The sequence below is a fragment of the Marinobacterium maritimum genome, assembly GCF_039523155.1.
Taxonomy (GTDB): Bacteria; Pseudomonadota; Gammaproteobacteria; order Pseudomonadales; family Balneatricaceae; genus Marinobacterium; species Marinobacterium maritimum.
On the sequence record NZ_BAAAET010000001.1, the window covers coordinates 407,228 to 432,532 of the forward strand.

The 25,305-nt window shown below is 57.3% G+C and carries 28 protein-coding genes; 18 read left to right on the plus strand and 10 right to left on the minus strand.

Features of this window, described 5'->3' with window-relative positions:
• The first annotated feature begins 22 nt into the window (after positions 1-22).
• On the plus strand, positions 23-235 hold the full coding sequence (locus ABD013_RS01820; protein WP_343801386.1) for a (2Fe-2S)-binding protein: 213 nt from the start codon (positions 23-25) through the stop codon (positions 233-235).
• Here the strand turns inward: ABD013_RS01820 and ABD013_RS01825 are convergent.
• The 5 genes from ABD013_RS01825 to ABD013_RS01845 are packed head-to-tail and all read right to left on the minus strand — an operon-like array spanning position 220 to position 6,942.
• A complete protein-coding gene (locus ABD013_RS01825; RefSeq protein ID WP_343801389.1) occupies positions 220-2,991 on the minus strand; it encodes an ATP-binding protein in 2,772 nt (923 codons plus the stop codon). The genes ABD013_RS01820 and ABD013_RS01825 overlap by 16 nt on opposite strands.
• Positions 2,981-3,175, minus strand: coding sequence for a hypothetical protein (locus tag ABD013_RS01830; RefSeq protein ID WP_343801392.1), 195 nt, complete (start codon positions 3,173-3,175; stop codon positions 2,981-2,983). The genes ABD013_RS01825 and ABD013_RS01830 overlap by 11 nt, the downstream gene beginning before the upstream one ends.
• Positions 3,172-5,211: a 3'-5' exonuclease gene (locus tag ABD013_RS01835; protein ID WP_343801394.1), complete on the minus strand. Its 2,040-nt coding sequence runs from the start codon at positions 5,209-5,211 to the stop codon at positions 3,172-3,174. The genes ABD013_RS01830 and ABD013_RS01835 overlap by 4 nt, the downstream gene beginning before the upstream one ends.
• A 3-nt stretch (positions 5,212-5,214) precedes the next feature.
• Positions 5,215-5,595, minus strand: coding sequence for a response regulator transcription factor (locus ABD013_RS01840; RefSeq protein ID WP_343801397.1), 381 nt, complete (start codon positions 5,593-5,595; stop codon positions 5,215-5,217).
• Positions 5,596-5,601: 6 nt separating this feature from the next.
• The gene (locus ABD013_RS01845) at positions 5,602-6,942 is read right to left on the minus strand and encodes a mechanosensitive ion channel family protein (RefSeq protein WP_343801400.1); all 1,341 of its coding nucleotides are present in this window, start codon (positions 6,940-6,942) and stop codon (positions 5,602-5,604) included.
• A gap of 231 nt (positions 6,943-7,173) precedes the next feature.
• Between ABD013_RS01845 and ABD013_RS01850 the strand changes: the two genes are divergently transcribed.
• The 12 genes from ABD013_RS01850 to ABD013_RS01905 all read left to right on the plus strand — a co-directional run bounded on the left by ABD013_RS01850 (position 7,174) and on the right by ABD013_RS01905 (position 17,847).
• Positions 7,174-7,917 carry a spermidine synthase gene (locus ABD013_RS01850; protein ID WP_343801403.1) on the plus strand — a complete coding sequence of 248 codons (744 nt, stop codon included), beginning with the start codon at positions 7,174-7,176 and terminating at the stop codon, positions 7,915-7,917.
• A gap of 305 nt (positions 7,918-8,222) precedes the next feature.
• The gene (locus ABD013_RS01855) at positions 8,223-9,035 is read left to right on the plus strand and encodes a hypothetical protein (protein ID WP_343801406.1); all 813 of its coding nucleotides are present in this window, start codon (positions 8,223-8,225) and stop codon (positions 9,033-9,035) included.
• Positions 9,036-9,137: 102 nt separating this feature from the next.
• On the plus strand, positions 9,138-9,503 hold the full coding sequence (locus ABD013_RS01860; protein WP_343801409.1) for a hypothetical protein: 366 nt from the start codon (positions 9,138-9,140) through the stop codon (positions 9,501-9,503).
• 138 nt (positions 9,504-9,641) lie between these two features.
• On the plus strand, positions 9,642-12,305 hold the full coding sequence (locus ABD013_RS01865; protein ID WP_343801412.1) for a cation-transporting P-type ATPase: 2,664 nt from the start codon (positions 9,642-9,644) through the stop codon (positions 12,303-12,305).
• 121 nt (positions 12,306-12,426) lie between these two features.
• Positions 12,427-13,020, plus strand: a complete 594-nt coding sequence (gene msrA, locus ABD013_RS01870) for a peptide-methionine (S)-S-oxide reductase MsrA (protein WP_343801415.1) — start codon at positions 12,427-12,429, stop codon at positions 13,018-13,020.
• Positions 13,021-13,557: 537 nt separating this feature from the next.
• Complete coding sequence (locus ABD013_RS01875) at positions 13,558-14,052, plus strand: metal-dependent hydrolase (protein WP_343801418.1); 495 nt, start codon at positions 13,558-13,560, stop codon at positions 14,050-14,052.
• A gap of 114 nt (positions 14,053-14,166) precedes the next feature.
• Positions 14,167-14,643: a GNAT family N-acetyltransferase gene (locus ABD013_RS01880; RefSeq protein WP_343801421.1), complete on the plus strand. Its 477-nt coding sequence runs from the start codon at positions 14,167-14,169 to the stop codon at positions 14,641-14,643.
• Positions 14,644-14,754: 111 nt separating this feature from the next.
• Positions 14,755-15,120 carry a VOC family protein gene (locus tag ABD013_RS01885; RefSeq protein ID WP_343801424.1) on the plus strand — a complete coding sequence of 122 codons (366 nt, stop codon included), beginning with the start codon at positions 14,755-14,757 and terminating at the stop codon, positions 15,118-15,120.
• A gap of 98 nt (positions 15,121-15,218) precedes the next feature.
• A complete protein-coding gene (locus ABD013_RS01890) occupies positions 15,219-15,506 on the plus strand; it encodes a DUF1330 domain-containing protein (protein WP_343801427.1) in 288 nt (95 codons plus the stop codon).
• A 102-nt stretch (positions 15,507-15,608) separates the two neighbouring features.
• Positions 15,609-16,022: a GNAT family N-acetyltransferase gene (locus ABD013_RS01895; RefSeq protein ID WP_343801430.1), complete on the plus strand. Its 414-nt coding sequence runs from the start codon at positions 15,609-15,611 to the stop codon at positions 16,020-16,022.
• Positions 16,023-16,044: 22 nt separating this feature from the next.
• Complete coding sequence (locus ABD013_RS01900; protein ID WP_343801432.1) at positions 16,045-16,464, plus strand: GNAT family N-acetyltransferase; 420 nt, start codon at positions 16,045-16,047, stop codon at positions 16,462-16,464.
• Between the two features lie 165 nt (positions 16,465-16,629).
• Positions 16,630-17,847: an EAL domain-containing protein gene (locus ABD013_RS01905; protein WP_343801435.1), complete on the plus strand. Its 1,218-nt coding sequence runs from the start codon at positions 16,630-16,632 to the stop codon at positions 17,845-17,847.
• Here ABD013_RS01905 and ABD013_RS01910 read toward each other — a convergent pair.
• The 4 genes from ABD013_RS01910 to purM are packed head-to-tail and all read right to left on the minus strand — an operon-like array spanning position 17,775 to position 20,484.
• Positions 17,775-18,056 carry a YfcL family protein gene (locus ABD013_RS01910; RefSeq protein ID WP_343801438.1) on the minus strand — a complete coding sequence of 94 codons (282 nt, stop codon included), beginning with the start codon at positions 18,054-18,056 and terminating at the stop codon, positions 17,775-17,777. The genes ABD013_RS01905 and ABD013_RS01910 overlap by 73 nt on opposite strands.
• Positions 18,053-18,760, minus strand: a complete 708-nt coding sequence (locus ABD013_RS01915; protein WP_343801441.1) for a DUF3108 domain-containing protein — start codon at positions 18,758-18,760, stop codon at positions 18,053-18,055. Before ABD013_RS01915 ends, ABD013_RS01910 begins: the two co-directional genes overlap by 4 nt.
• Positions 18,761-18,773: 13 nt before the next feature.
• Entirely contained in the window at positions 18,774-19,424 is a 651-nt protein-coding gene (purN, locus tag ABD013_RS01920; RefSeq protein WP_343801444.1) for a phosphoribosylglycinamide formyltransferase, read from the minus strand.
• 1 nt (position 19,425) lies between these two features.
• A complete protein-coding gene (purM, locus tag ABD013_RS01925) occupies positions 19,426-20,484 on the minus strand; it encodes a phosphoribosylformylglycinamidine cyclo-ligase (protein ID WP_343801447.1) in 1,059 nt (352 codons plus the stop codon).
• A gap of 184 nt (positions 20,485-20,668) precedes the next feature.
• Here purM and hda point away from each other — a divergent pair, with 184 nt between their 5' ends.
• The 5 genes from hda (at position 20,669) to trhO (ending at position 24,183) form a co-directional block, all read left to right on the plus strand.
• Positions 20,669-21,355, plus strand: a complete 687-nt coding sequence (gene hda / locus ABD013_RS01930) for a DnaA regulatory inactivator Hda (protein ID WP_343801450.1) — start codon at positions 20,669-20,671, stop codon at positions 21,353-21,355.
• Positions 21,352-22,065, plus strand: a complete 714-nt coding sequence (locus ABD013_RS01935; protein WP_343801453.1) for a TIGR01621 family pseudouridine synthase — start codon at positions 21,352-21,354, stop codon at positions 22,063-22,065. The genes hda and ABD013_RS01935 overlap by 4 nt, the downstream gene beginning before the upstream one ends.
• Positions 22,066-22,100: 35 nt before the next feature.
• Complete coding sequence (locus tag ABD013_RS01940; RefSeq protein WP_343801456.1) at positions 22,101-22,325, plus strand: hypothetical protein; 225 nt, start codon at positions 22,101-22,103, stop codon at positions 22,323-22,325.
• Positions 22,318-23,115, plus strand: coding sequence for a tRNA cyclic N6-threonylcarbamoyladenosine(37) synthase TcdA (gene tcdA / locus ABD013_RS01945; RefSeq protein ID WP_343801459.1), 798 nt, complete (start codon positions 22,318-22,320; stop codon positions 23,113-23,115). The genes ABD013_RS01940 and tcdA overlap by 8 nt, the downstream gene beginning before the upstream one ends.
• 78 nt (positions 23,116-23,193) lie before the next feature.
• Positions 23,194-24,183 (plus strand): oxygen-dependent tRNA uridine(34) hydroxylase TrhO, encoded by a 990-nt coding sequence (gene trhO, locus ABD013_RS01950; RefSeq protein ID WP_343801462.1) that lies wholly within the window; start codon positions 23,194-23,196, stop codon positions 24,181-24,183.
• Between the two features lie 254 nt (positions 24,184-24,437).
• Here the strand turns inward: trhO and ABD013_RS01955 are convergent, their stop codons facing one another.
• Positions 24,438-25,265 (minus strand): helix-turn-helix transcriptional regulator, encoded by an 828-nt coding sequence (locus ABD013_RS01955; protein ID WP_343801465.1) that lies wholly within the window; start codon positions 25,263-25,265, stop codon positions 24,438-24,440.
• Positions 25,266-25,305: the final 40 nt, after the last annotated feature.

Below are 25,305 nucleotides of genomic sequence, written 5' to 3' on the forward strand. Positions count from 1 at the left end.
ATATGCAGGGTGATGAGCCGCGATGATAGTCTGTATCTGCAAACGTGTCAGTGATCGTGAAATTCGACGTCTGGTCGACGAAGGCGCGACGTCGCTTGCCGATATTCGCAGAGAGACCGAACTGGGCACCCAGTGTGGCAAATGTGCCTGTGAGGCACGTCGTATCGTGCGTGAACTCAATGAAGATCAGGGCCCGCTGTCTGGTCTGGTCAACCTCGCTTATGAACTGAGCTGAGTCTCCGCCGCTTCCCCATCTTTCAATTCCGGTGCTGCCGGCAGTTCCAGGACCAGGCAGGCGCCGCTTAGCTGTTGCGGTTCGTCCACCCAGAGCCGTCCCCCCAGATGGTTGATGATGCCCCGACTGATCGGTAGCCCCAGCCCGGTGCCGCGTGGACGGTTGCCGCTGCCACCGGCTTCGGCGCCCTGTTCGATCTGGTGAAACTTCTCGAACACTTTCTCCCGCTCCGCTTCGCTAATACCCGGGCCGTTGTCTTCCACCTGTACCCGGTAACGTCGCTTGTTGGGCTCCAGCGCCAGCAGCACCAGTGGCTGGTCGCTGTCGGCAAACTTGCTGGCGTTGTCGAGCAGGTTGATCAGTACCTGCAGAAGGCGGTCCGGATCCGCCATCACCGGGCAGGAGGACTCGGGCAGCTGCAGCTTCAACTCCACGGCGCGTTGCTGGAACAGCTGGGTAACCGCTTCCACGGCCTGGCGGCAGGAGTCGGCCAGGTCGCAGCGTTCCGGGTGCAGGGTCATGCGGCCGGACTCCAGCCGTGCCAGGTCGAGGATCTCCTCGATCAGTCGCGACAGCCGCTCGCTCTCACGCACGATGATCTGCAGGAAATGCTGCTGCTGAGCGGCCGGCATAGCCTCGGCATCGCTGAGAATTTCGGCAAAGGCGCGGATCGAGGTCAGCGGCGTGCGCAGTTCATGGCTGACCATCGCCACGAACTCATCCTTGAGTCGGTCCAGTTCGCGCAAGCGTTCGTTGGCACTGCGCAGCTCGTTGCCGATCTGCTCCAGTTCGGTCGACTTCTGCTCCAGGCGGCGGTTGTACTCCAGCGTCTGCGAGGTGGTATCGAGGATGCTCAGGATGGAGGCCATATCCAGCGCCTCGCCACGCACCACCGAGTTGATCAGGATGCGCGCGGTGGCACTGCCCAGGGCACCGGTCAGTTCCTGCTGGGCGCGGGCGATCAGGGCAGGCGGCGCCGGGCTGTCGTCCTGCGGCGCGGGTATCTGGCCATTGAACAGGCGCAGTGTGGCGTTGCTGCCCAGATAGCGGTTGAGCAGGCCATAGAGTTCGTAGCGGTTGGCCTGGCCCTGCCAGATCGCCGCCTGTTCCGCTTCAGGGCGCAGCGCATTGGTGAACAGCGCGGCCTGGGTCTGTTCCATGTGGCTCTGGCGACTGAACAGGGAGACGCTGATCAACAGGCCGATGTTGACCAGCATGCTCCAGAACAGCGCGTGGGTATAGATATCCCAGCCCTCAAGGCCGAACAGCGCATAGGGGCGCAGCAGCGCCCAGCCAAAGGGGCCTTGTTCGATGAAGCCGGTACTCATCCAGCCGGACAGGGCAAAGCCCGGGATCAGCAGCGTCCAGGCCCAGACCAGAATGCCCGCCAGCAGGCCGGCCGCCGCCCCGTTGCGGCTGGCGCCGCGCCAGTAGAGTCCCATCAGTAGCGAGGGCGCGAACTGTGCTGCTGCTGCAAAGGAAACGAGGCCGATGGTAACCAGGCTGTAGGCCTCGCCGATCAGGGCATGGTAGAGGTAGCCCAGAATCAGGATCAGCACGATGGCGATGCGGCGAATCCCCAGCAGCCAGCCGGAGAGATCGCGGGAGCGATCCAGATGAAGCCTGCGCCAGCGCAGCAGCAAAGGCATCACCAGCTGGTTGCTGACCATGGTGGAGAGGGCGATGGTCTCGACGATCATCATGCTGGTCGCCGCCGACAGGCCGCCGATGAATACCAGCAGCGGCAGCCAGCTCAAGCCCGCGGACAGTGGCAGGGTGAGCACGAAGTTGTCCGGCTCGCCGGTGGCACTGCCACCGATCAGCCCGGCCAGTGCAATCGGGATTACGAACAGGTTGATCAGCAGCAGGTAGAGCGGGAACAGCCAGCAGGCGCGTCTCAGGTGTTGCTCGTTGACGTTCTCCACCACCAGTACCTGGAACTGGCGTGGCAGGGTAATGAAGGCCAGCGTGGCCAGGATCAGGGTGCCAAACCAGCCCAGCGGGCCACCGGGGATCTGATCCAGACCGAAATGGCGGGCGGCTTCGGGCAGTACAGAATTGGCCTGCATTAACAGGGCTTCCGGCCCTGGGTAGAGGACAAAACAGGCAAAGACCCCCACGGCCATAAAGGCGAACAGCTTGACCAGCGACTCAAACGCGATGGCGGTCACCATGCCTTCGTGGCGTTCACTGGCATCCAGGTGGCGAGTGCCGAACAGGATGATGAACACCGCCAGCACCAGCGCGACCCAGAACGCCTTGTCGTTCCAGAAATCCTGCAGCGACAGGGTCGGCGGGGTCTGGTTGGGGTATTCGGTCAGGATGCCGTAGCTGACCGTGATCGCCTTCAGCTGCAGTGCGATGTAGGGCATGATCGCGATCACGGCAATCAGCGCCACCAGCATGCCCAGCCCGCCGCTCTTGCCGTAGCGGGCGCTGATGAAGTCGGCGATGGAGGTGATGCGTTGTGAACGTGCGATGCGGATCATCTTGCGCAGCACCAGCCAGCCGCATAGCATCGCCAGCGTGGGGCCGAGGTAGATCAGCAGGAAGCTGAGCCCGGTGGTGGCGGCGCGACCAACGCTGCCGTAGAAGGTCCAGGCGGTGCAGTAGACCGCAATCGACAACGCATAGATGGTCGGTGAGTTGACTACTGAGCGGCCCTGCTCGGCACGCCGGTCGCCCCAGGCAGCGATGATGAACAGCAATGCCAGGTAACTGAACGCGATGATCAGCACTACCAGATTAGTCTGCATCGGACCGCTCCAGAACCAGCGCCGCCAGCAGAATCAGGCTCGCCCAGATCAGGTAAATGACGACCGGCAGTGTGGAGAACCCCCAGGCAGCAGGGCGGTCGAACAGCAGCAGCAGCGGGGGGGAGAACAGTGCCAGCGCCAGCAGGGTGAGGGCGACCAAACGGCCGGTGAGCGCCTGCTTCATCCCTGTTGCTCCTGCTCGATCTTGCGCTGCAGTGCCAGTGCATCACCCAGCGTAAGCACACCGCGGCTGGCCAGTCGTGGCAGCAGCACCAGCAGCAGCTCCGCCGTAACCCGTGCATCGCCAAGAGCGGTGTGGCGGGTACCGGGCGGGAAGCTCAGTTCGAAGCGCTCCGCCAGCGCATCCAGACCGTGGCCTTCCAGTGACGGGTCGATGGCGCGGGAGAGCAACAGGGTGTCCAGTACCGGCATGGTGAAGACACTGTTTTCGCCGCTTTCGGACAGTTGTAGCGCGAGCAGGTCGAAAACGGCGTTGTGCGCCACCAGCACACCGTTACCGACATAATGGCGGAAGCGGGGCAGCACCACCTCGATCGGGGGGGATTGCGCCACATCGGCATCGGTCAGATGGTGGATCGCGGTACTCTCGGGCGGGATTGGCCGTTGCGGGTTAACCCGCTGGTCGAAAGCATCGTCGGCCAGCAGGCGGCCGTTGAGGATACGGCAGGCGGCCAGGCTGATGATCTTGTCACCCCGGCGCAGATCCAGCCCGGTGGTCTCGGTGTCGAACACCACCATCTCCAGTTGTTGCAGGGGCATACCGGCCAGGTCACTGCTGGGGGCTGGCAGGTCGGCGATGCTGAAGTCGTGGAACTCGGGACGCGGTGTTGGGCGTTGCAGCGGCTGAATACCGCGGCTGGAAGCCGGCAGCGGCAGGCGCAAACGGGGTGTCTCGCCGGGTTGCTGCGGCGGCAGCGACCAGAGGTCGGCACCGTGCTGTTCCAGCACATCCTCGATGCGCGGCGACAGTGGCTCGTCGAACAATGGCAGTGAACGCCACTGCTGCAACTGCTGCTCGCTCAGAGGCTCGCCCGGCCAGCTCAGGTCGAGATAGACACGCCGGTTACCCAGCAGCACTTCAAGCTCTACCGTTTTCACCTGCTGCGCCAGGCCCAGCTGGCGGATCAGCAGCTGCAGCAGCGCCAGCAGGGCGGGGCCGTCCACTTTCATCCAGGCGGGAATGCCGACCGGCGTCAGGCTGATTTTCTGCTGTACCAGTTGCGCTTTAAGTGCGCCGCACAGGTCGTTGGACCAGGTCTCCTCAAGCGAGGACTGACTGAGCTGGTGCGCTTCCACCAGATGGGTCAGCTGCTCCACCTGGCCCGCCAGCGCCTGGCTCTCCTGTTCGATGGCGTTTTCCAGCCGTTGCTTGAACTCAGCGTTGTCCTCAACCTGCAGCAGTGCCTCGGTGGCACTGTTGAGGCTGCCGCAATGGCCGCGCAGCCTGGGCAGCAGCTGGGCCAGGGTGCGGCGCCAGCGCTGGTCATGTTCCAGCGCGGCGGTGGTGTCCTGTAGGGTAATCAATGCGCCGCCGTGATAGGCGCCCAGTCGACGCAACTGGCAGCGCAGCCAGTGGTGCTCGCCGGGCAGCAGCAGCTGGTGGGGTGTGCCATCTTCCGGCAGGTGCTGCAGTGCATCGGCCAGACTGGGGTGGGGCAGCAGCTGCGACAGGGGGCGGCCCAGTCCGAGGCCTGGCTGATCGTGAAACATCTCGCTTGCGGCGGGGTTGAACAGCAATAGTCGCTGGTGGCGATCACAGATCAGCAGGGGCAGGTCCAGCACCTGAAGCAGCGCTTCCAGCTCCTGTTTGATTCTTTCGGCTTCTTCTGCCCCCTGTGCATGGGCGGCACGAATCCGGTCACGGTCCTGCCGCCAGCCATCGCGAATATGGTCAAGGTCCGGCTGCAGCGGGCGCAGCCAGCCGTCAAGCGGGTAGTCGCCCTGAGCGTCGGGGCTGGCTACCAGCCGCGCCAGCAGTACCTGAAACTGGCGCAGCGGACGGAACAGGCGCCGCTCCAGCGCCCAGCCAGCAATCAGGCTTAGCAAAGCCGGGGACAGCCCGAGCACCCAGAGAACGGGGCGGGTTTGTGACGAGGGCTGCAGGGCGCTTTCCAGCCAGATCAGTACACCCAGGCCGACCACCAGGCAGATGCCGGTAAGCAGCAGCCAGAGCCCAAGCAGGTTCTGACGGGATGGCATGGCTCAACCTCCCTGTTGTTGGTCGGCCAGCAGCGCCTGCACGCGGCTGACCAGCTCGCGGGTCGAGAAAGGTTTGGTTACGTAATCGTTGGCTCCCAGGGCCATCCCTTTCTCCTTTTCCACTTCACGCCCGTGCGCAGTCAGCATCACCACCGGCAGGTCGCGTGTCGCCTCGGCGGCTCGGAGCCGCTCCAGCAGGTCGAAACCGCTCATCCCCGGCAGACTGATATCGAGCAGCAGCAGATCCGGGCAGCGCTCGCCAATAAGCTCCAGCGCCTGTTCCGCATCCGGTGCGGTCGCCACGCTGAAGCCGGCCTGCTGCATCAAAAACTCCAGTGACAGCAGGATATTGGGCTCATCGTCAACAACCAGTACATAAGGCATGGGCATTCATCCATGTTGAGGTTTTTGGGGGGAGTGGCCAGGCAAGGGCTCCTCGCCGGCCATCCTGACCACACGTTGAGGATAGGGGATTTCCACCTGATGTTCTTTCAGCGCGTCCCAAATCATCAGGTAGAGGTCGCCGCCGACACGATTGACACCGTCATCGATGCCCTCCATCCAGAATTCGACCAGTATATCGACGCCGGACTCGCCAAAGCCGCATATCTCGGCATCGGGTCGTTCTTCAATTGGCACATCCTGTCCGTTCAACACCTGCGGGTGACTGGCGACCACTTGCCGCAGCAGATCGAACAGCATGTGCAGGTCCGTGTCGTAGGCTACCTGAAAGGTAATGGAATAGCGCTGTTTCTTGTTTTTGTGCGTCCAGTTGATGAAGTTGTTGGTAATAAACCGCTCGTTGGGCACCATGATGTCCTTGCCATCATAGGTCTCGAGGGTGGTTGATCGCATGTTCAGTTCACGAATGGTGCCGGTGCGTCCGTCATCAAGCTCGATGTAGTCACCGACCGATAGTGACTGGTCCAGCAGGATGATCAGGCCGGAGATAAAGTTGGACGCGATGGACTGCAGGCCAAAGCCAAGCCCCACGCCCAGGGCACCGCTGAACACCGCCAGCGCGGTGATATTGATCCCCATGATTTGTAACAGCAGCAGGAAAATCACAATGATCAGGGCAACCTGGTAAAGCTTGGCGAATACCTCTCGTGTACCGATATCCAACACCTGCTGCTGTCGAATGATTCGCTGTCCGGCCGTGTTGGAGATGCGTCCCAGCCAGAACAGAATGCTGCCGAAAATCAGTACCCGGATCAGCCCCTGTGCAGAGATGCGGATATTGCCGATCTCAAGTGCCAGGGAGTCCAGGTAAGCAACCACTGTATCGAGCAGGCCGAAGAGCTGCAGTAATACGATGGGAATGACGACGATTTTGATGAAGTTCTTGATGAACAGACTGGAGACGAATCGGGACAGGATGATGTACGCCAGCGATACCACCGCAATGATCTCGAACAGCCGGATCAGGGTGCTGTTGCCGAAAAGGTAGTCGCTGATATCGGCGGCGATGGCCAGAAAAATGATACTGAACAACGGCAGGGCGAGATTGCGCCCCCGGAAGCTGAAGCGCCGCAGCCAGCCGATAGGCCTGGAGTCGGTGGACTTTATCGGTCTGGCAATGCTTTTGCCCACCGCCAGAGAGATCAGGTAGGCAAATAACAGCGCAAACAGGACCAGTAACAGCTGGTAGTACGACGACGGACTGGTAAGCCACGCCAGCGAGGCGGTCAACCACTGTTCCAGCAGATCTCGTAATGATTGAGTATCCATTGCTGCCAATCCTTCATGCCGGGATGCTGAACGTATCAACGGGCGTTTGTCGCAGTGACGCCTGTCAGGATAAAGCCGACCCTTTCGAGTATAGCCGCCTAAAGCGTTGGCAGCAGACGACAGGCAAGACCGGGTACGTTGTTGTTGCACTTGATCTCTATCGGGGTGGCAGGACTTTGGCGGGCGTTCAAGGCATAATGCGGGCCTTTTGCGCCAGCAGAGGGGGAAAGCATGTCGCTACCGGGGAAAGAGATCTATCGAGGTCACGATCAGTTCGGCAGCGTGCGGGTACTCGATGATGGTGACAAGCGCTACCTGGCCTTTGGTGATCAGGACGAGCAGAGCTGCTGTCTCAAGCATGAACCGCTGATTCCCGAACACGAATATGTCCGCGCCATGCTGCTGGCGCTGCTGTTTGTCGAACCCAAACAGGTGATCAGCCTGGGACTGGGTGCGGGGGCACTGAACACCTGCCTGCATGGCCGTTTTGCTGGCCTGAAGCAGCAGATTGCCGAACTTCGCCCGGAAGTGGTCGAAGTGGCCTACCGCTTCTTCCAGCTGCCGCGCGGCAAGCGTATTCAGGTGCATACCACCGATGCGCTCGATTTTCTGCGCAATGTGGAAACCCGCAAGGCCGACATCATCTTCAGCGACATCTATGGTGCCGAGGGGCTAAGTGACCAGCAGCTGGGTGAAGAGTACCTGGAACTCTGTTCCCGCCGCCTGAAACAGGGCGGATGGCTGGTGATGAACCTCTGGCGCGAACACCAGGGGCCGAACACCCTGGAACTCCTGCTGCAGCAGTTCGGCACCATCTACGGTTGCCATACCCAGAGTGGCAACTGGGTGGTCTTTGCTTCTGAGGACGATCACGAGATCAGCCAGAACCAGCTCGACAAGCGTGCCCGCCAGCTCAGCCAGCAACTGGGCTTCTCGCTGTCATCCCACCTGAAACGCCTGCGCACCTATCCTTGATGGCAGGGAATCCCTGATCACAGCGAGTCCCAGTAGGCTGACGTATTGTTGCCAATAGAGTGTCGCTGAGGCACTCTACAGGTCTGCCTGCAGGAAGCTGGCAGCCACAACGACAGGGAACAGGGAGATGAGTCAATGACAGGGATGGTTTGCAGTGTTCAGCTTTCTGGCTTAATCGCCAGGCCTCTTCACGATTGTTTCTGCTGATTCACCGGCTTTGAACATGCCTGTTCAAGCGGCTCTTGTGAGGTTTGAAAACCTTGGGGCTGCATGGTCTCTATCTCTGTGTCAGCGGGCCGCATTCGATGTTTAACAAAACAGCGATCACCCTGGGCGCCCTGGTCATCATGGCGTTGGTGCTGACTAAAATTGTCTCGAACTGGATGCAAAACCCCTATGGGCTGGAGCCTGAACGGCTGGGCCCAAAGGGGAGTGAGACGATTCCGCCAGTCACGGCGCTTCCGAATGCGAAAAACTATCTGCTGTATCCCTATTACGATGACAATGCCTATGTCATTCATCTGGCTCTGCCCAATCATTACATTCACCCGTCGAATACCACTGAGCGCGTCTTGAAGTCCTACGGTGTATCAGCCTCGATGTACTACCCCGGGCTGAACGGGAAGTTTCATCCAGAAAACGCGAACCTGCCGAACTGCAATGGCTACTGTGCGGGCTATGTTCGTGCATCCATCGAGCCAAGCCGACGCAGTGCACATGAGAAGAATCGGCGCATACTGGAGCGAATTGCCCATGACCGGCAGCAGGACAGCGCTCTGTATCAATTTGAAGATCTGGATGCTGAGTTTGGTGTCGATGAGCATTTTCAGATCCGCTATCCCGTGATTGAAGCGAAGTCAAAAGGCAGCATGACATCGACCCAAGAATATCTGATATCAAGAGATCCGAGCGGCGACGTGCAATATCTGTTCGAGTGCTTACCATACACGCCATCACCCGCGTGTGAAGTGGAATTTAACCTGTCGACCATGCCTGAACTGGTGATCAATATACGCTTCTCGCGCAGCCTTATGACAGAGTGGCCGAAAATTGTCAGAGCGGTAAACGATAAGGTGGCCAGTTGGAAGCCGGTCAAAATTGAAACAGTTAAAGAGTAGCGATGACGTTCTTCGTAAAGTCTGGATGCCTGCTTTTCATTGTGGTGAAGCCTGGCCCTATGCTCTTGTGGAATAGTTAAAATAAATATGGATTTAGATGTTATGGATAAACAGATCAAATGGCTGAAAATATCGCTAAAAGTTGAAATGCTCATCGGCGTTGTAGCCGGAGGTATATTGGCTCTGGTACTGGGTACCATGGCAACAGACTCGCCAACTTCAGGCACACTGGAGTTTATAATGGGAGCGCTGTTTGGCTTTGCCCTTGTGGCCACGCCGATGCTCGTGATTCCGGCGTTGTCCATACGGGAGTTGAATCGATTCCCGGAAAATCGGAAATTTGTATTTAATTACCTCAATACGGTTATTGTGCTTGTTTTTGTATTTTTCCCCTTGGCCATCTGGCAGATCTATACGCTGGCACACCTGAAGGCGAATGCTGACAGCATGCATCAGGTCGAGAGTTAGTCAGCCTCTCTGTTGAAGCAAGATGGCCTGTTGCGGGTCTGAAGTCTAAATTGCTTACTGAACACTGTTTTCTCTCAGTCCAAAAGGCAGGTCGTTTAGACGGCGATGAACAGGCATGTGGACCGCAGGTGGCACCAGATGGTATCCGAGGATGTGCTGGATACCCTGCATAGTAATGCAAACGGCTTGTCTTCCGCAGAGGCGGCAGGGCGCCTTGAAGCCCACGGCCCGAATCGTCTGCCCGAAGCTGCCAGGCGCAGCCCGCTGATCCGTATTCTGCTGCAGTTTCACAATATCCTCATCTATGTGCTGCTTGGCTCGGCCGTTATCACGGCCATATTGGGGCATCTGGCGGACACCCTGGTGATTCTGGCGGTCGTTTTGATCAATGCCGCAATCGGTTTTTTCCAGGAGGGAAAAGCGGAAAAGGCGATGGATGCCATCCGTCGTATGCTGGCGCTGAAGGCATCGGTGCTGCGTGACCAGGTGCGCTGTTCGGTAGCGGGCGAAGTGCTGGTGCCTGGCGATATTGTACTGATTGAAGCCGGGGACAAGGTGCCGGCTGACCTGAGGCTGATCCACGTTAGTGGGCTTCAGGTTCAGGAGTCGATTATCACCGGCGAATCCGTACCCGTTGAAAAACAGGCGCAACCCGTGGATGAAACCGCGGTGCTGGGGGACCGAGTTTGCATGGCGTACAGCGGTACGCTGGTAACCCGAGGGCTTGCGCGGGGAGTTGTTGTGGCCACGGGGTTAAACACGGAGATCGGTCGCATGAGCGGTATGCTGTCTACCGTTGAGATGCTGACAACGCCACTGACCAGGCAGATGAACGTGTTCTCGCGCTGGCTGACCCTGCTGATCCTGCTGGTTGCAGCCATGCTGCTGGTGTTCGGCTATTTCGTCGAGCGTTTGGCTTTTGCTGATATGTTCATGGCCGTGGTCGGCCTTTCGGTTGCTGCTATTCCTGAAGGCTTGCCTGCTGTGGTGACCATCACGCTTGCTGTGGGCGTGCAGGCGATGGCGCGGCGCAATGCCATTGTCCGCCGCTTGCCCGCCATCGAGACCCTGGGATCTGTATCGGTCATCTGTACTGACAAAACGGGCACTCTGACGTGCAATGAGATGATGGTGGCATCCGTAGTGACGGTTGAGCACGTCTTTGCGCTGGAAGGGGCAGGGTACGCGCCCACAGGGGATATCCTGCTTAACGATATCTCCGTGAGCCTGCAGGAGCATGAGTTGCTTGAAGAGCTCGGCCGTGTGGCGGTGCTCTGCAACGATTCAGCACTGCACGAGAGAGGCGGTATCTGGACGGTTGAAGGTGATCCGATGGAGGGAGCCCTGCTGTCACTGTCAGGCAAGGTCGGCCTTGATATCGGCAAGGTGCGCGCCGGTTGGACTCGAACCGATGTTATCCCCTTCGATGCCGAGCACAGGTTCATGGCGACGCTCAACCATGACCATAAAGGACAGGCCATGGTGTTCGTGAAGGGCGCCCCCGAACGGCTATTCGCGATGTGCGACCACCAGCTTACGGTTGCAGGCTGCAGTGAAGCCTTTGACAAAGGCTACTGGCATCAACAGGCAGAGGCCATTGCAGCCCAGGGCATGCGTGTGCTGGCGTTTGCCGTAAAACCGGTGGTACCTGAACATACGATTCTTGAATTTTCGGATGTGGAATACGGGCTGACGCTGGTCAGTCTGGTCGGGTTGATCGATCCGCCGCGCCCCGAGGCCATTGATGCGATCGCGGGCTGCCAGGGGGCAGGCATCCGCGTAAAGATGATCACTGGTGACCACAAAGGCACCGCAACAGCGATCGGCAAACAGATTGGGCTGCAAAATCCCGACAGGGTGCTGACCGGGGCCGAACTCGACGGCATGGACGACCGCACTTTGGCGGCTGTGGTGCTGGATACGGACATCTTCGCCCGCACCAGCCCGGAGCACAAACTGCGTCTCGTGATGGCGCTGCAAGCGCATGGCATGACGGTGGCAATGACCGGAGATGGCGTGAATGACGCGCCGGCACTCAAACGTGCCGATGTGGGAATTGCAATGGGGCTCAGAGGCAGCGAGGCCGCAAAGGAGGCAGCAGAACTGGTACTGGCAGACGACAACTTCGCCTCATTGGCTGCGGCCGTCAGAGAAGGGCGCACCGTCTACGATAATATCAAGAAGGTTATCAGCTGGACGTTGCCAACCAGTACCGGTGAAGCCATGACCATCGTTGTGGCGCTGCTGTTCGGGATGACACTGCCGATTACACCGATCCAGATTCTCTGGATCAACCTGATTACCGCCGTCACACTGGGAATGGCGCTGGCGTTTGAGCCAACCGAGGCGGACAGTATGCGCCGTCCACCACGCCCCCAAAGTGAACCGTTGCTGACGGGCGACCTGGCCTGGCATACGGTGTTTGTCTCAGCCCTGTTCATCGCCGGGGTATTCAGCATGTATGCCAACGCGGTCGACAAGGGATATTCCATTGAGCTGGCACGCACCATCGCGCTCAATACCCTGGCGGTGATGGAGATCTTTCACCTGTTCTTCATTCGTAATTTCTATGGCACATCGCTCACCTGGAAGGCTGTCAGAGGTACGAAAGCGGTTTGGGCAACGGTGATTATCGTGACCGCAGCACAATTCGCCATTACCTACCTGCCGCCCCTGCAGGCACTTTTTGCCACCGTTGCCGTTCCGCTCCAGGACGGTGTTAACATCGTCTGCGTGGGAATTGCGTTGCTGGTCATCATAGAAGCCGAGAAACAGTTTCGCCTGCGCTGGCGTAAAGGTTGAACTGATTAAAGCAGGAACGGTGCAGCGTCAGTGCCCGCTGACACTGAACCAACCCCAACGCCTCGCAGTCAAATCAAGAGAAACAGACGACCAGACCCCTGAGTCTGGAGAAGCGTTCATTATGAAACCTCTCGCTTTGATATGCATTGCCACACTCGCCGCCCTTACCGCAGGCATCAGCCGTGCCGACCAGGCCACCTTTGCCGGCGGTTGCTTTTGGTGTATGGAACAGGCCTTCCAGGAACTGGACGGCGTCAGCGAGGTGATTTCCGGTTTTACCGGCGGCACCCTGAAAAACCCCACCTATAACGGCAACCATGAAGGTCATTACGAAGCGGTACAGGTGACCTACGACCCACAAACCATAACCTATCAGCAACTGCTAAACGTGTACTGGCGCAATATCGATCCGTTCGACGACAAGGGCCAGTTCTGTGACAAGGGGCATAGTTACCTCAGCGCGATCTTCGTCGCTGACGATGAACAGCGCCGACTGGCCCGCCTGTCCAGGGAACAGGTGATCAGGCGGTTCGCCGAACAACGTCCTGATCTGAGGATCGTCACCCCGATCCTCGCCGCTTCGATCTTCTATCCGGTGAAGGAATATCACCAGGATTACTACCTTAAGAATCCCTGGCGCTATAAGTTCTATAAAACCGCGTGCCGTCGCGCCAGCCGGCTGGAGGAGGTCTGGGGTAAGCCAGATAAACATTGAATTGTCTTCCAAGACCTGACCTCGCCCCTTGCTGCCGCTTGACTGAGAGTAGGTTTGTGCCTGCGCACAAGACGGTCGGAATAAGGCAAGAACAGCACAGCGACAGTGCCCGCTGTCTCACAGCTGAAACGCCCAGCGGGTCTTAGCTTGAGCAACATTATTTCCAGAATAGAGAATGTTGCCAATACATAATGTCTGAGGCACTCTAGAAATCTGCCAGCAGGACGTCGGCAGCCACAATGACAGGGAAAAGGGGATGGGGCGATGACAGGGTTGCCGAATACGCACTCAATATCTATCGCTTCACAACTTAATTACCAAGCTACTTCCTGCTGGCTTTTTGTCATACGCCTGGTTGGCCGGTATCCGGCCAGGCTGGAGGGCTGCGTGACTATACCTTTTTGTCTGTTTTATCCTGATAAAAGTCTTTTTAATCAATTGCTTATAAGATGGCGTCGAGATTAAAAGGTATACCCAATAATAATTATTATTAGATCGAAGATCTCATTAACAGACTGTTAAGTTTCTAGGATAGTTATGCCCTTTACTCCAATACACATGGGACCAGGAATTTTAATTAAAGCGATCTTACAAAGTAGCTTTAGTTTAATGGTATTCGGCTGGACTCAAATTGTAATGGATATCCAGCCTTTAATTGTCCTAATCACCGGAGAAGGGCATCTTCACGGTTTTACACATACATATGTTGGTGCAATTCTACTAGCTGTTTTCTCAGCTCTAACCGGCAAGTATCTTTCAGAGCTTGGCCTAAAAATTCTTGGCATCGACAAATATCAAAGCATTAAAATTGCTTGGTGGGTGGCCTTTTTAAGTGCATTCATTGGCAGTTTTAGTCACGTCTCTTTAGACAGCATAATGCACACGGATGTAGAGCCATTTTACCCAATTACACTCGCTAACGACTTTCATGGTATTGTGTCAGTAACAATATTACACAAGCTATGCATGTACAGTGGCGGTGTAGGCGCTCTAATTTACTATGCAGTCAACTATCGTGCGTTCAAAACTTAACAAGTGCAGGCAACGGGCAGCCAAAACTGTCACTTGTTTTGCCAAAGAGCCGGCAAAACAACCGCCATTTTTGTCTGTCGCTGCTGCAGGCGTTAAATTGCATGGAGGGAACCCGTGTATCTCCGAGACGTAAGGGCAGAAGATATCCCCGAGATTTGTAAGCTCCCGAAAACACGAGAAGAGCTTTTTTACTGCTTCCCAAGAGCAGCCTTCCCTCTGGCGGGAGACGAGGTACGTCAGGGCATCGAAAATCGTTCTGACTCAACGGTGATTGAAATCGCGGGGAAAGTTGTTGCTTTCGCGAATTTTTACCGTTGGAAAGACGGGCTGTGCTCAATCGGTAATGTTGTTGTGGCGTCCGATGCCAGAGGTTTAGGTGTGGGCCGCTATCTGATTAACCATATGATCAGGTTAGGGTTTGAGAAACATCACGCGGAGGCAGTTTCGGTTTCGTGCTTTAATCGAAACGCAGCAGGATTACTCTTTTATCCAAAGTTTGGTTTCCGGCCTTACGACATTGAGCAACGCATTGATTACAACGGTGACCGAGTGGCACTGATTCACCTGAGGGTGGAAAATCATGCACTTTGACCAAACAGTCAGCCGGACGCCAAAACGTACTGCTTTTGCTCCCCTTTGCTGCTGCCCGGCGTCGGTTAACTCAGCGTAAAGCATCTTAGGCACCTAATTAGAGTATTCAACATGAAAATGAATTATTTTGTTTTTGGCACAAATAACAAAGAAAAAGCAGTCGCGTTCTATGATGTTCTCTTTGATGGTTGTGGTTTAAAAAAACTTCACGGGGAGGGACGAATGACACTTTGGGGAAATGAAGACTTTATGTTTGCCATAGCAGAGCCATTCGATGAAAGCCCTGCGTCGAACGGAAATGGTACGATGCTCGGTTTCCATGTTGATTCAATCGAAGAAGTGAATCGGTTACATCAAAAAGCCTTGGATTTAGGCGGTGTGAGTGAAGGTGAGCCTAGAATACGCTCTAATATGCATTCGGCTTATGTTAGAGATTTAGACAAAAATAAAATATGTTTCTATACAAGAAATGCGTAACAAAAAATTAAATTTGCCCGCAAGGGAGCTGGGGCCTCAAAAGCTAGGGTTTTTCGGACCCTTCATTAAGGAATAACATGTAAGGAGATTGCTCGAGGATGAATTGTGCATATGTCATCGGCCATGTCACTGTAAAAGACTCCAGGAAATGGCAGCAATATCGAAATCAAGTGCCCGCTACGCTGGAACCTTGGGGGGCGGAGTTGATGTTTCGAGGGAAAATAGCGTCAGTGCTCTCGGGCAAGCATGAGCACAGCGATACTGTGGTGATCCGCTTTCCAGGCATTGAAAAAGTTACGGGTTGGTATGAGTCCCCTCAGTACCAATCATTGATTCCCCTCAGGGAGCAAGCAGCCGATATGGAATTGCTTGTATTTGAAGAGTAGGTTAGCTGCGTCAAACTGGTGTGTCTCCCTTGCTTTCTTGTTAACCAATGGGAGCAATGTGATCAGAGCTACAAAGTCGCAGCTCTTCAGGATTCGAGTTACATGGAAATGATGGTAGAAGTCGTCATCAACGGTGCTATTGAAGAGGCTGAGGTTATAGCCCTGTACCGTGCCAATGAGTGGTCTTCGGCGGATAAGCCGGACGCGCTGATGTCTGCTCTGAGGAATTCACATACACTGGTAACGGCAAGGGTTGAGGGGCGGCTGGTCGGGATCGGTAATGCCATCTCGGATGGTTATCTGGTCGTTTATTATCCGCATATGCTCGTTCACCCTGAATACCAGGGGCAGGGCATTGGCCGAGCGATGATGGCAGCTATGCAGTCGGTCTATAAGCACTTCCATCAGCAGATGCTGACAGCCGATGGTCAAGCAGTTGAGTTCTATAAGTCACTTGGCTTTGAGCGTGCTGGCAAGACTGAGCCCATGTGGATCTATGCCGGCAGCGAACACTGATTCGAAACGTAAAGAGAAACTGATGTCTGAAGTAGTAAAAGCCCGTTTTGACGGCAAGGACAAGGACGCGATCTGTGCTATTCGGGAAAGCGTGTTCATCAACGAGCAGCATGTTCCGCCCGAGCTGGAGTTTGATGGTCTGGATGAAGCTGCAGTGCAGGTGCTGGTGCTGGTAGAGGGGCTGCCGGTTGGCACGGGGCGTGTGCTGGAGGATGGCCATATTGGCCGTATCGCCATCATGAAGGCGTTTCGGGGGCAGGGGCTGGGTGCCAGGGTTGTGCTGTCCCTGATCGATGAAGCCGCTAAGGCAGGCTGTCAGCGGGTATATCTGGGGGCGCAGATTCAGGCGGTGGAGTTCTACCAGAAACTGGGCTTTGCGCCTTACGGCGAGGAGTTCATGGATGCTGGTATTCCGCATATTCATATGGAAAAAATGATCTAGCACTCTCATTACCCCCGATGGGGCTTTGCCCCAACCCATTCCTCGCTGTGCCCAGCATCTGATTCTTGCTGCAGATTGAACTGAAATAAAACTCGGTGAACTATTTTGGCCCGGGTTTTGCTGTGTCTATGCACCAATTCAGTTCCATCTGTTATCGAGGTTTCCATGCAGCAGTCTGTCTTCCCCTGGTTTCAGCCCATTGTCGAAATTGCCACCGGGCGTATTGCGGGGTACGAGGCGTTGGCCCGGCAAAGGAATGAAGCAGGGCAGGTCGTGTCTGCAGGCATGCTGTTTCAGGACCCATCCTGCACTGTTGAGGAGCGGCGGGCCCTGGACCGCACCGTGCGCAATCAGGCGCTTGAAGCCTTTGCAAAGGCGCCGGATGACACCTTTCTGACCCTTAACCTGTCGCCTGAATGGATCGAGGGGCTGGACCCCGGTGATCCGCTGCCGACGCTGGGGATGATGGATCGCCTCTGGATCGACCATCCGCGGGTGGTGATAGAGATCACCGAGCAGGTCGGGGATATCGCGTGTATCAACCGGCTGGCACGGCGCTATCGTGCTGAAGGGGTGCGCATTGCGCTGGATGACTTTGGCTCGGGCTTCCAGCATCTGGATCGTCTGCTGGCCTTCACACCGGACCTGCTCAAGGTCGATATGCGCATGTTCCGAAACGGTGCGACCGGGCACCAGGAGAGTGCACTCTTGCATGCGATTGGTGATATGGCGGCGCGGCTGGGCTGTAAGCTGATTTTTGAAGGCGTTGAAACGGCGGATGAGTTTTTTATCGCCCTGCAATGCAATGCCAGTTATGTTCAGGGTTTCATTTTTGAGCAGGCGGTTGAGGGCTTTGTCGAGGTTGACCGGTACAGTGCACAGGTCGAGCAGCTGTTGCAGCAATACCTGGAGCTGATGGTGGAGCAGTCCGCTCGTCGCCAGTGGCATCTGGAGGGCCTGCAGGGGCAGTTGCTGGCGCTGCGTGAGTTGTTGCTGGCCGCAGATGGGCCCGAGGTATTGCAGGAGTATGTGCCGGATCCGGCCGTATTGCGCTGCTTTATCTGCGACCGTCAGGGAGTTCAGATCTCACCCAACTACGAATACCGGGGGGATGGTTGGAGTGCGAATGGTTCGGTGCTGGGACATAACTGGAGCTGGCGGCCCTGGTTCTACCAGCTGGTGGCGTCCAGTGACTATGACCGCCGTATCCTGAGATCAGCGCCCTATATGGATATCAGTGGCGGTCAGCGCTGTTTCACGCTGACGCTGGCGCTGGACCAGCATCGCGTGTTGTTGGTCGATGTGCAGGATCAGCTGGCAACCGGTGATTCGGTTTCGCCGCAAACATCCTTCCACAGTGACTTGATGCCGGACTTGTCCTGATCGCTGAGCTGGTCGACGGCAAAGGCGTTGTCGAGGCTTTCCTGTACATTGTGCAGGAAGGCTTCGTTGGACTCCGGCAGCTCGGCCGCAACCAGGTTGAGGTGACCGATCAGGTAGCTGCAGTAGAACAGCTCGTCCGGGTTATCCAGAGCAGACTGCTCACGGGCCAACAGGCGGGATTCGGTCAGGTCGATCAGGCTTTCGCTCATGGGGTCTCCAGGTTCTTCAGCAACAGCGCGTAGGTCTTGCCGTCGGATTCGGTCTGTTCCAGACGCACGATCAGGTAATCCAGTTCTGGCGCAAGCCAGATCAGGGTTTCGCGGTCAGCGTCTTCGCCACGGTCACGCATGACGCGTACGGCGTTGTAGCGACCGTAGGGGGTATCTATCTCTTCTTCACCGGTGACCTTGAAGCGATATTCCTTGAGCTTGCCACCATCGGCGACCGAGTAGGTCATCTCGGTCTTGCCGGCGAGCAGGTCCAGACGCATCTGCAGCTGGTAGCTGAGCTTGTCCTGAGTACCTGTTGGCACCTGCATCTTCCAGGGCTTGTCCTTGACCACTGTGGTGACCGACAGCTTGTCCCAGTCGAAGTCGACGCTGGCCTTGCGGCTCTTGCCCAGCACCTTGCGGTGGTAGCGGTAGCTGACCGGCTGGATCGGCTCGGACGGATAGTAGTTGAAGCGGGTAGTTTCGCTGATGCCGGCCATCATGGCGGCGGCTTCGGAGCTGAAACGCCACTGGCCGTTTGCGGTCTGCTGCAGCTGGCGCACCGCCTCGCCACTGAGCGAGATGCCCATGTCGAAGGCGGTGGTGTAGGTGGCCTTGAAGGCCGGCAGCTGGGCCGTATCGGCCTGGGCTGGCAGGCTGCCGAGCAGGCAGCCGGTCAGCAGAGTGGCAAGTGTCAGACGCATACAACCTCCGTGATTAGCGGGTGGTGTATTGGTAACCGGAAGAGGCCAGAAGTTCACCGTCGAGCTCGACGCCGGCGTCGCTCAGGCTGAGGCGGTCTTCGCAGAACCATTGTACGGCCAGCGGGTAGATCTGATGCTCCAGCTGATGGACACGCTGCTGCAGGCTTGCAGCATCATCGTCCGGGGTGACGCTGACCTGTGCCTGAACAATCAGCGGACCGCCATCCAGCTCTTCCGTTACGAAGTGGACGGTGCAGCCGTGGGCATCATCACCGGCCTCAATGGCGCGCTGATGAGTATTCAGTCCCTTGTACTTGGGCAGCAATGAAGGGTGAATATTGAACAGGCGACCATGGTAGTGACGTACCAGTTCCGGCGTCAGGATGCGCATGAAGCCGGCCAGCACTACGAGGTCAGGCTGGTAGCTGTCGATCAGTTCAACCAGCGCTGCATCAAAGCTTTCCCGATCGGCAAACTGCTTGTGGTCGAGCAGGCGGGCATCGACACCCGCCTGTTCGGCCCGGGTCAGACCGTAGGCATCGGGGCGGTTGCTGATAACCGCCGCGATTTTGCCGTTGATCTGCCCCTCAAGCGTCTGGTCCAGAATCGCTTGCAGGTTGGAGCCGCTGCCGGATATCAGTACTACAATCCGTTTTGGCGCCATCTCAGGCCTCCAGGCCGCGCAGCTCAACCTGTTCTTCGCCTTCGCCGGCGGCTTCGATCTGACCGATCAGCCAGGCGTTCTCGCCTTCACCCTGCAGCAGGGCGATAGCGGCTTCAGCCTTGTCGGCCGGAACGGCGATGACCATGCCCACACCACAGTTCAGGGTGCGGTACATTTCACGGGTTTCCACGTTGCCGCCTTCCTGCAACCACTTGAATACCGGCGGCATCTCCCAGGATTTCACGTCGATAACGGCTTTGGCAGATTCCGGCAGTACGCGCGGGATGTTTTCCAGCAGGCCGCCGCCAGTGATGTGAGACAGGGCGTTAACCTGAGACTCGCGGATCAGTTTCAGCAGCTGCTTGACGTAGATGCGGGTCGGCTCCAGCAGGGCTTCGGCCAGGGTCTTGTCGCCCATCGGCTGCTGCAGGTCAGCGTTGGTCACTTCCAGGATCTTGCGGATCAGGGAGTAGCCGTTGGAGTGCGGGCCGGAGGAGGCCAGACCGATCAGGGCGTCACCGACCTGAACCTTGCTGCCGTCGATGATCTCTTCCTTCTCGACAACACCGACACAGAAGCCGGCCAGGTCGTAGTCGTCGCCGTCGTACATGCCCGGCATTTCAGCGGTTTCACCGCCGACCAGGGCAGCACCCGCCAGTTCACAGCCTGCACCGATACCGGTGACCACGTCAGCCGCCATGTCCACGTTCAGGTGACCAGTGGCGTAATAGTCCAGGAACAGCAGCGGTTCAGCGCCGGCAACTACCAGGTCGTTAACGCACATGGCGACCAGGTCAATACCGATGGTATCGTGCTTTTTCAGGTCCATCGCCAGACGCAGCTTGGTGCCAACGCCGTCGGTGCCGGATACCAGAACCGGCTGCTTGTAACCGGCCGGCAGCTCGCAAAGCGCACCGAAACCACCCAGTCCACCCATGACTTCAGGACGGGCAGTACGTTTGGCGACACCTTTGATACGTTCGACCAGGGCGTTACCTGCATCAATATCAACGCCGGCATCCTTGTAGCTCAGGGAAGTTTTTTCAGAACCTGTAGACATGGGTGAGTCAACCTTTAAAGCGGGAGATAATCGGTAAAAAATTATCGCGCTAGTTTATCAGGTTGCGGGCGCTCTGTGTTAGAGTTACGCGCGTCATTTATTGGCCAGATGTAAATCAAGGTTTTCTGAACCCGTTAAGACGCTCGCTGTGACACAGAAAGACAAAAGCCGTACCGCAGCTCCAATGCAGTTGCCCCTCGGGATCACTCTTAGAGATGATGCCCGCTTCGAGAACTTCGTGCGTGGTCGCAACGGGTTGGTCTGTGCTGCGCTGGAAAAGGCCGCGTCCGGCTTCGGTGAGCAGTACCTCTATATATGGGGACACGCCGGCACCGGCTGCTCCCATCTGTTGCAGTCCTGCTGTCACGCCTCTGATCCGGTGCGTCGCAGTGCCGTTTACCTTCCCCTTGCCGAGCTGAAAGAGTACGGTCCGCGTATTCTCGAGGACTTCGATCAGCTGGATCTGGTCTGCATCGACAACCTTGAGCAGATCGCCGGTGATGCCGCCTGGGAAGAGGCGCTGTTCCACCTGTATAACCGCATGCGTGCCAACGGCCATGTGCTGATCATGTCGGCCAACCTGCCACCCGCCAAGTTGGGTATCAAGCTGGCGGACCTGGAATCACGTCTTAACTGGGGCATGGTATTCCAGCTGCAGTCGCTGGACGACGATACCAAGGTGGTAGCGCTCAAGGCCCGTGCTCAGGCGCGAGGTCTGCAGCTGGGTGATGATGTAATCCGTTATTTGATGCATCACGGCAGCCGCAACATGGCCCATCTGCTGGTGACGCTGGATAAGCTGGATGTGGCCTCATTGAGTGCGCAGCGCAAGATCACCGTACCCTTCGTCAAGCAGGTAATGAACTGGTGAGCCTGCCCGGCACCGGCCCTGCATTTCAGATCATTGAACAGAACCCGCGCTTTGTCGTGATCGACAAGGCGCCGGGCATCAGTATGCACAAGGATGATCAGGAGGCGGGTCTGGCGATGCTGCTGGAGCAGGCGCTGGGGCAGAAGGTCTGGCCGGTGCATCGCCTGGACAAGATGACCTCCGGTCTGGTGGTCTTCGCGTTCTCGGCTGAAGTAGCCGCCGAGCTGTCCGCTGCCTTTGCCGAACAGCAGGTCAGCAAGCTGTATTTGGCGCTCAGTGATCGCAAACCGTCTAAAAAACAGGGTCGTATCGAAGGTGGCATGGTGCGCAGTCGCCGAAGCAGCTGGCGGCTGACACGCGACACGGACAATTTTGCCCGTACCGAATTTTACAGCGCATCCCTGAAACCCGGGCTGCGCGCCTTTCTCTGTCGTCCCTATACCGGCAAGACGCACCAGATCCGGGTGGCGTTGAAGAGTGTCGGTGCGCCGATCGTCGGTGATCCCATTTATCACGAAACGGTCCAGACGCAGCCAGACAGAGGCTACCTGCATGCCTGGCAGCTCAGGTTCGTACTGGCCGGTGAAACCTTTGCCTTTCGAGCTGATCCAACTATCGGTGAGCTGTTTAGTCTGCCCGAAGTGGCGATGCTGTTGTCGGGCGACTGGTCCGAGCCCTTTTCCCTGCGCTGGCATGGTGCTTCCAACTGAATTATCATGCGCGCCCTATGATGATTGATCAAAAAATGAACGATAATCGTGTGCCGCGGGATTTTTATGCCCGTGACCCTGAAGAGCAGCAGCTCTTCCTGACCGACACCTGGTGTGACCACTGTCAGCAGCTGGGGCTGGGGATGCGTGATCCCGAAGAGTACGAACTGTTCGGCATGATCTTTATAGAAGGCAAATGCTGTCAGTGCGGTGAAGCCGTGCTGACCGAATTGACCGAGGATGAATTTGACGATGAGTGAAGCGGTAGATCAGCGTTTCGGCGGTACTGCGCGTCTTTATGGTCTGGACGGTCTGGAGCTGTTCCAGCGTTCCCACGTGGCCGTGATTGGTATCGGTGGTGTTGGCTCCTGGGTGGCTGAGGCGCTGGCGCGAACCGGTATCGGCGAAATCACGCTGATCGACCTGGATGATATCTGTGTCACCAACACCAACCGTCAGATTCATGCCCGCACATCCACCATCGGGCAGTCCAAGGTTGCTGTTATGGCGGAACGTATCCGTGACATCAACCCGGACTGCCTGGTGCATGAGGTCGAAGCCTTTGTCAGCCGTGAAAACCTGGACGAGCTGCTGCATGACGACCTGAGCTACGTGGTGGATGCCATCGACAGCGTCAAGGACAAGGCGGCGGTGATCGCCTGGTGCAAGCGTCACAAGGTGCCGGTGATCACCATTGGTGGTGCCGGTGGTCAGGTCGATCCGACCCTGATCCGCGTGGCGGACCTGACCCGTACCCAGACTGACCCGCTGGCCGCCAAGGTGCGCTCCTTCCTGCGTCGTCACTACCGTTTCAGCAGCAGCGGTCGTCGTTTCGCCGTCGAGTGTGTCTACTCTGAAGAGCAGCTGCGCTATCCGCAGCCGGATGGCAGCGTCTGTCAGCAGAAGAGCGTGATGGAAAATGGCACACGCCTCGACTGCGCCGGCGGCTTCGGCGCCACCACCTGTGTTACCGCGACTTTCGGCTTCGTTGCCGTGTCGCGCGTATTGAAAAAGCTTCAGGAGCGCGCGGCTCGCGAGCAGGCGCTCTGATTCACCTGGGGTGAGCATGCTCACCCCATCATTCATGCTCCGGATTTACGCTCCGGACCGCAAGAACAGGAAAATACCATGTCCAGCACTGTTGTCTGTGCACTGTACAAATTCGTTACTCTGGAAAACTTCGAGCAGCTGCGTCAGCCGCTGCATGACCTGATGGTCGAGCAGGGGGTGCGCGGCACTCTGTTGCTGGCGAAAGAGGGCATCAACGGCACCATCGCCGGCAGTCGTGAAGGCATCGATGCCGTCCTGGCCTGGCTCAAGTCCGATCCGCGCCTGGCCGAGCTGGGTTACAAGGAGTCCTTTGACGAGAGCAATCCTTTCTACCGCACCAAGGTCAAACTGAAGAAAGAGATCGTCACCATGGGCGTCGAAGGCATCGATCCCAAGCGTGTGGTCGGGACCTATGTTAAGCCGCAGGACTGGAATGCGCTGATCTCTGATCCTGAGGTGATCCTGATCGATACCCGTAACGACTATGAGGTGCAGATCGGTACCTTCAAGAATGCGGTCAACCCTGAGACCGAAACCTTCCGTGAGTTCCCGCAGTATGTGCAGGACAACCTGGACCCGCAGAAACACAAGAAAGTGGCGATGTTCTGCACCGGTGGTATCCGTTGCGAGAAATCCACAGCCTACCTGAAGGAGCAGGGCTTCGACGAGGTGTACCATCTGGAAGGCGGCATTCTCAAGTATCTGGAGGAGGTGCCGGAAGCCGAAACGATGTGGGAAGGCGAATGCTTCGTCTTCGATAACCGCGTATCGGTCAACCACAGCCTGGAGAAGGGCGAGTACGATCAGTGCCACGCCTGCCGCATGCCGATTACCGAAGAAGACAAGGCCAGCGAGCAGTATGAAAAGGGTGTTAGCTGCCCGCACTGTCACGATCGCCTGACCGAGCGTCAGCGTGAACGTTTTGTGCAGCGCGAAAAGCAGTCTCAGCTGGCCCGTGAGCGCGGCGAAGCCCATATCGGAGCCGATGCCAATGCAGTGATCGAGCAGCGCCGCCAGCTCAAGGCGGAGCAGCGTGAGGCTCAGAAGCAGCGTCAACAGGCTGACTAAACGCGAAAAAAAGCCCCTCTTCCGAAGAAGAGGGGCAACAAAGTGCATACAACTCAAAACGGCCAGAGTTGGAAACGGGAATGCGAGAGACGTTGAGGAAGAGCAGTTTCTCTCGCGTCCTGTTGCCAGGACAATTTAACTATCGTCCTTTTTTGTGCGCTGCACAATAGCGTGATTAGATCAATGTATTCTAATTGGCGTGGTTTTTGTGCGATGCAGCAATAGCGTTTTGCTTTGGCTGTTCCTCGAGTCCCTCAGCGTCCCCTGTGGTGGCGTGCCCGGAAGTGGATCTCGTCTTCCGTCATATCATTCCTGACGGCCGTCAGTATGGCCGGGTCCAGCCCTTCGCTGTCTGGCTCAATCAGACCGCACATCGCCAGTGCCTTGCGCACTCTGACGCTGGTGCCCAGATACTCATAGAGTACCCGAGTGCAGCAGGGCATGCGTTCACTGTTATCCGACACCCCGATTCTCAAGCCGGTCAGGCGTGTCAGTCGATTCCTGAAACTGGGAAACAGGATGGTCTGGGTCAGCTCGTGTCGGTTCAGAGTTTCGTAATCAACCAGAAACAGGCGGTCGCTGAGCATGAAGGCCGCGCCCTGGTAGCGATTGTGGCAGGCCGGCTGGCCCTGTTCCGGCTGCATGCGTTCGGTGCGCTGGAACAGGTAGCGGCCATCTCGCTTTTCAATACTGATCAGGGTGCGGATCAGCTTGCCTGGCGTCGACATCGACAGGTAATACTCGAAGTAGTAGCCCAGGTAGCGGTCAAGGCCATTGCTGCCACTGTGGCACAGGTGGTCCACGTGTTCGCTGATGATGTCGCCGGAGCTGGCGGGTTTGGCAGTGCTGCTGGGCCGAACCTGTACCAGGCGCTGGAACTGGTCGTGGGGCAGCATGATTTCATGGACCTCCACACCAAAGAAATCGCACAGGCGACGCAAGGTGTTGGCAGACGGCTTGAAGCGTCCACTCAGATAGCGGTTGAACTGGGGGCGGTTGATCTCAAGGCGGCGGCAAACCTCCGCTATCGATTTGTGATAGCTGCACAGCAGGCGCAGATTCTGTGCAAAGTCCTCATTCAATCGCTATATCTCCTTAGTGGGGCATTGGATGTATTCGTTC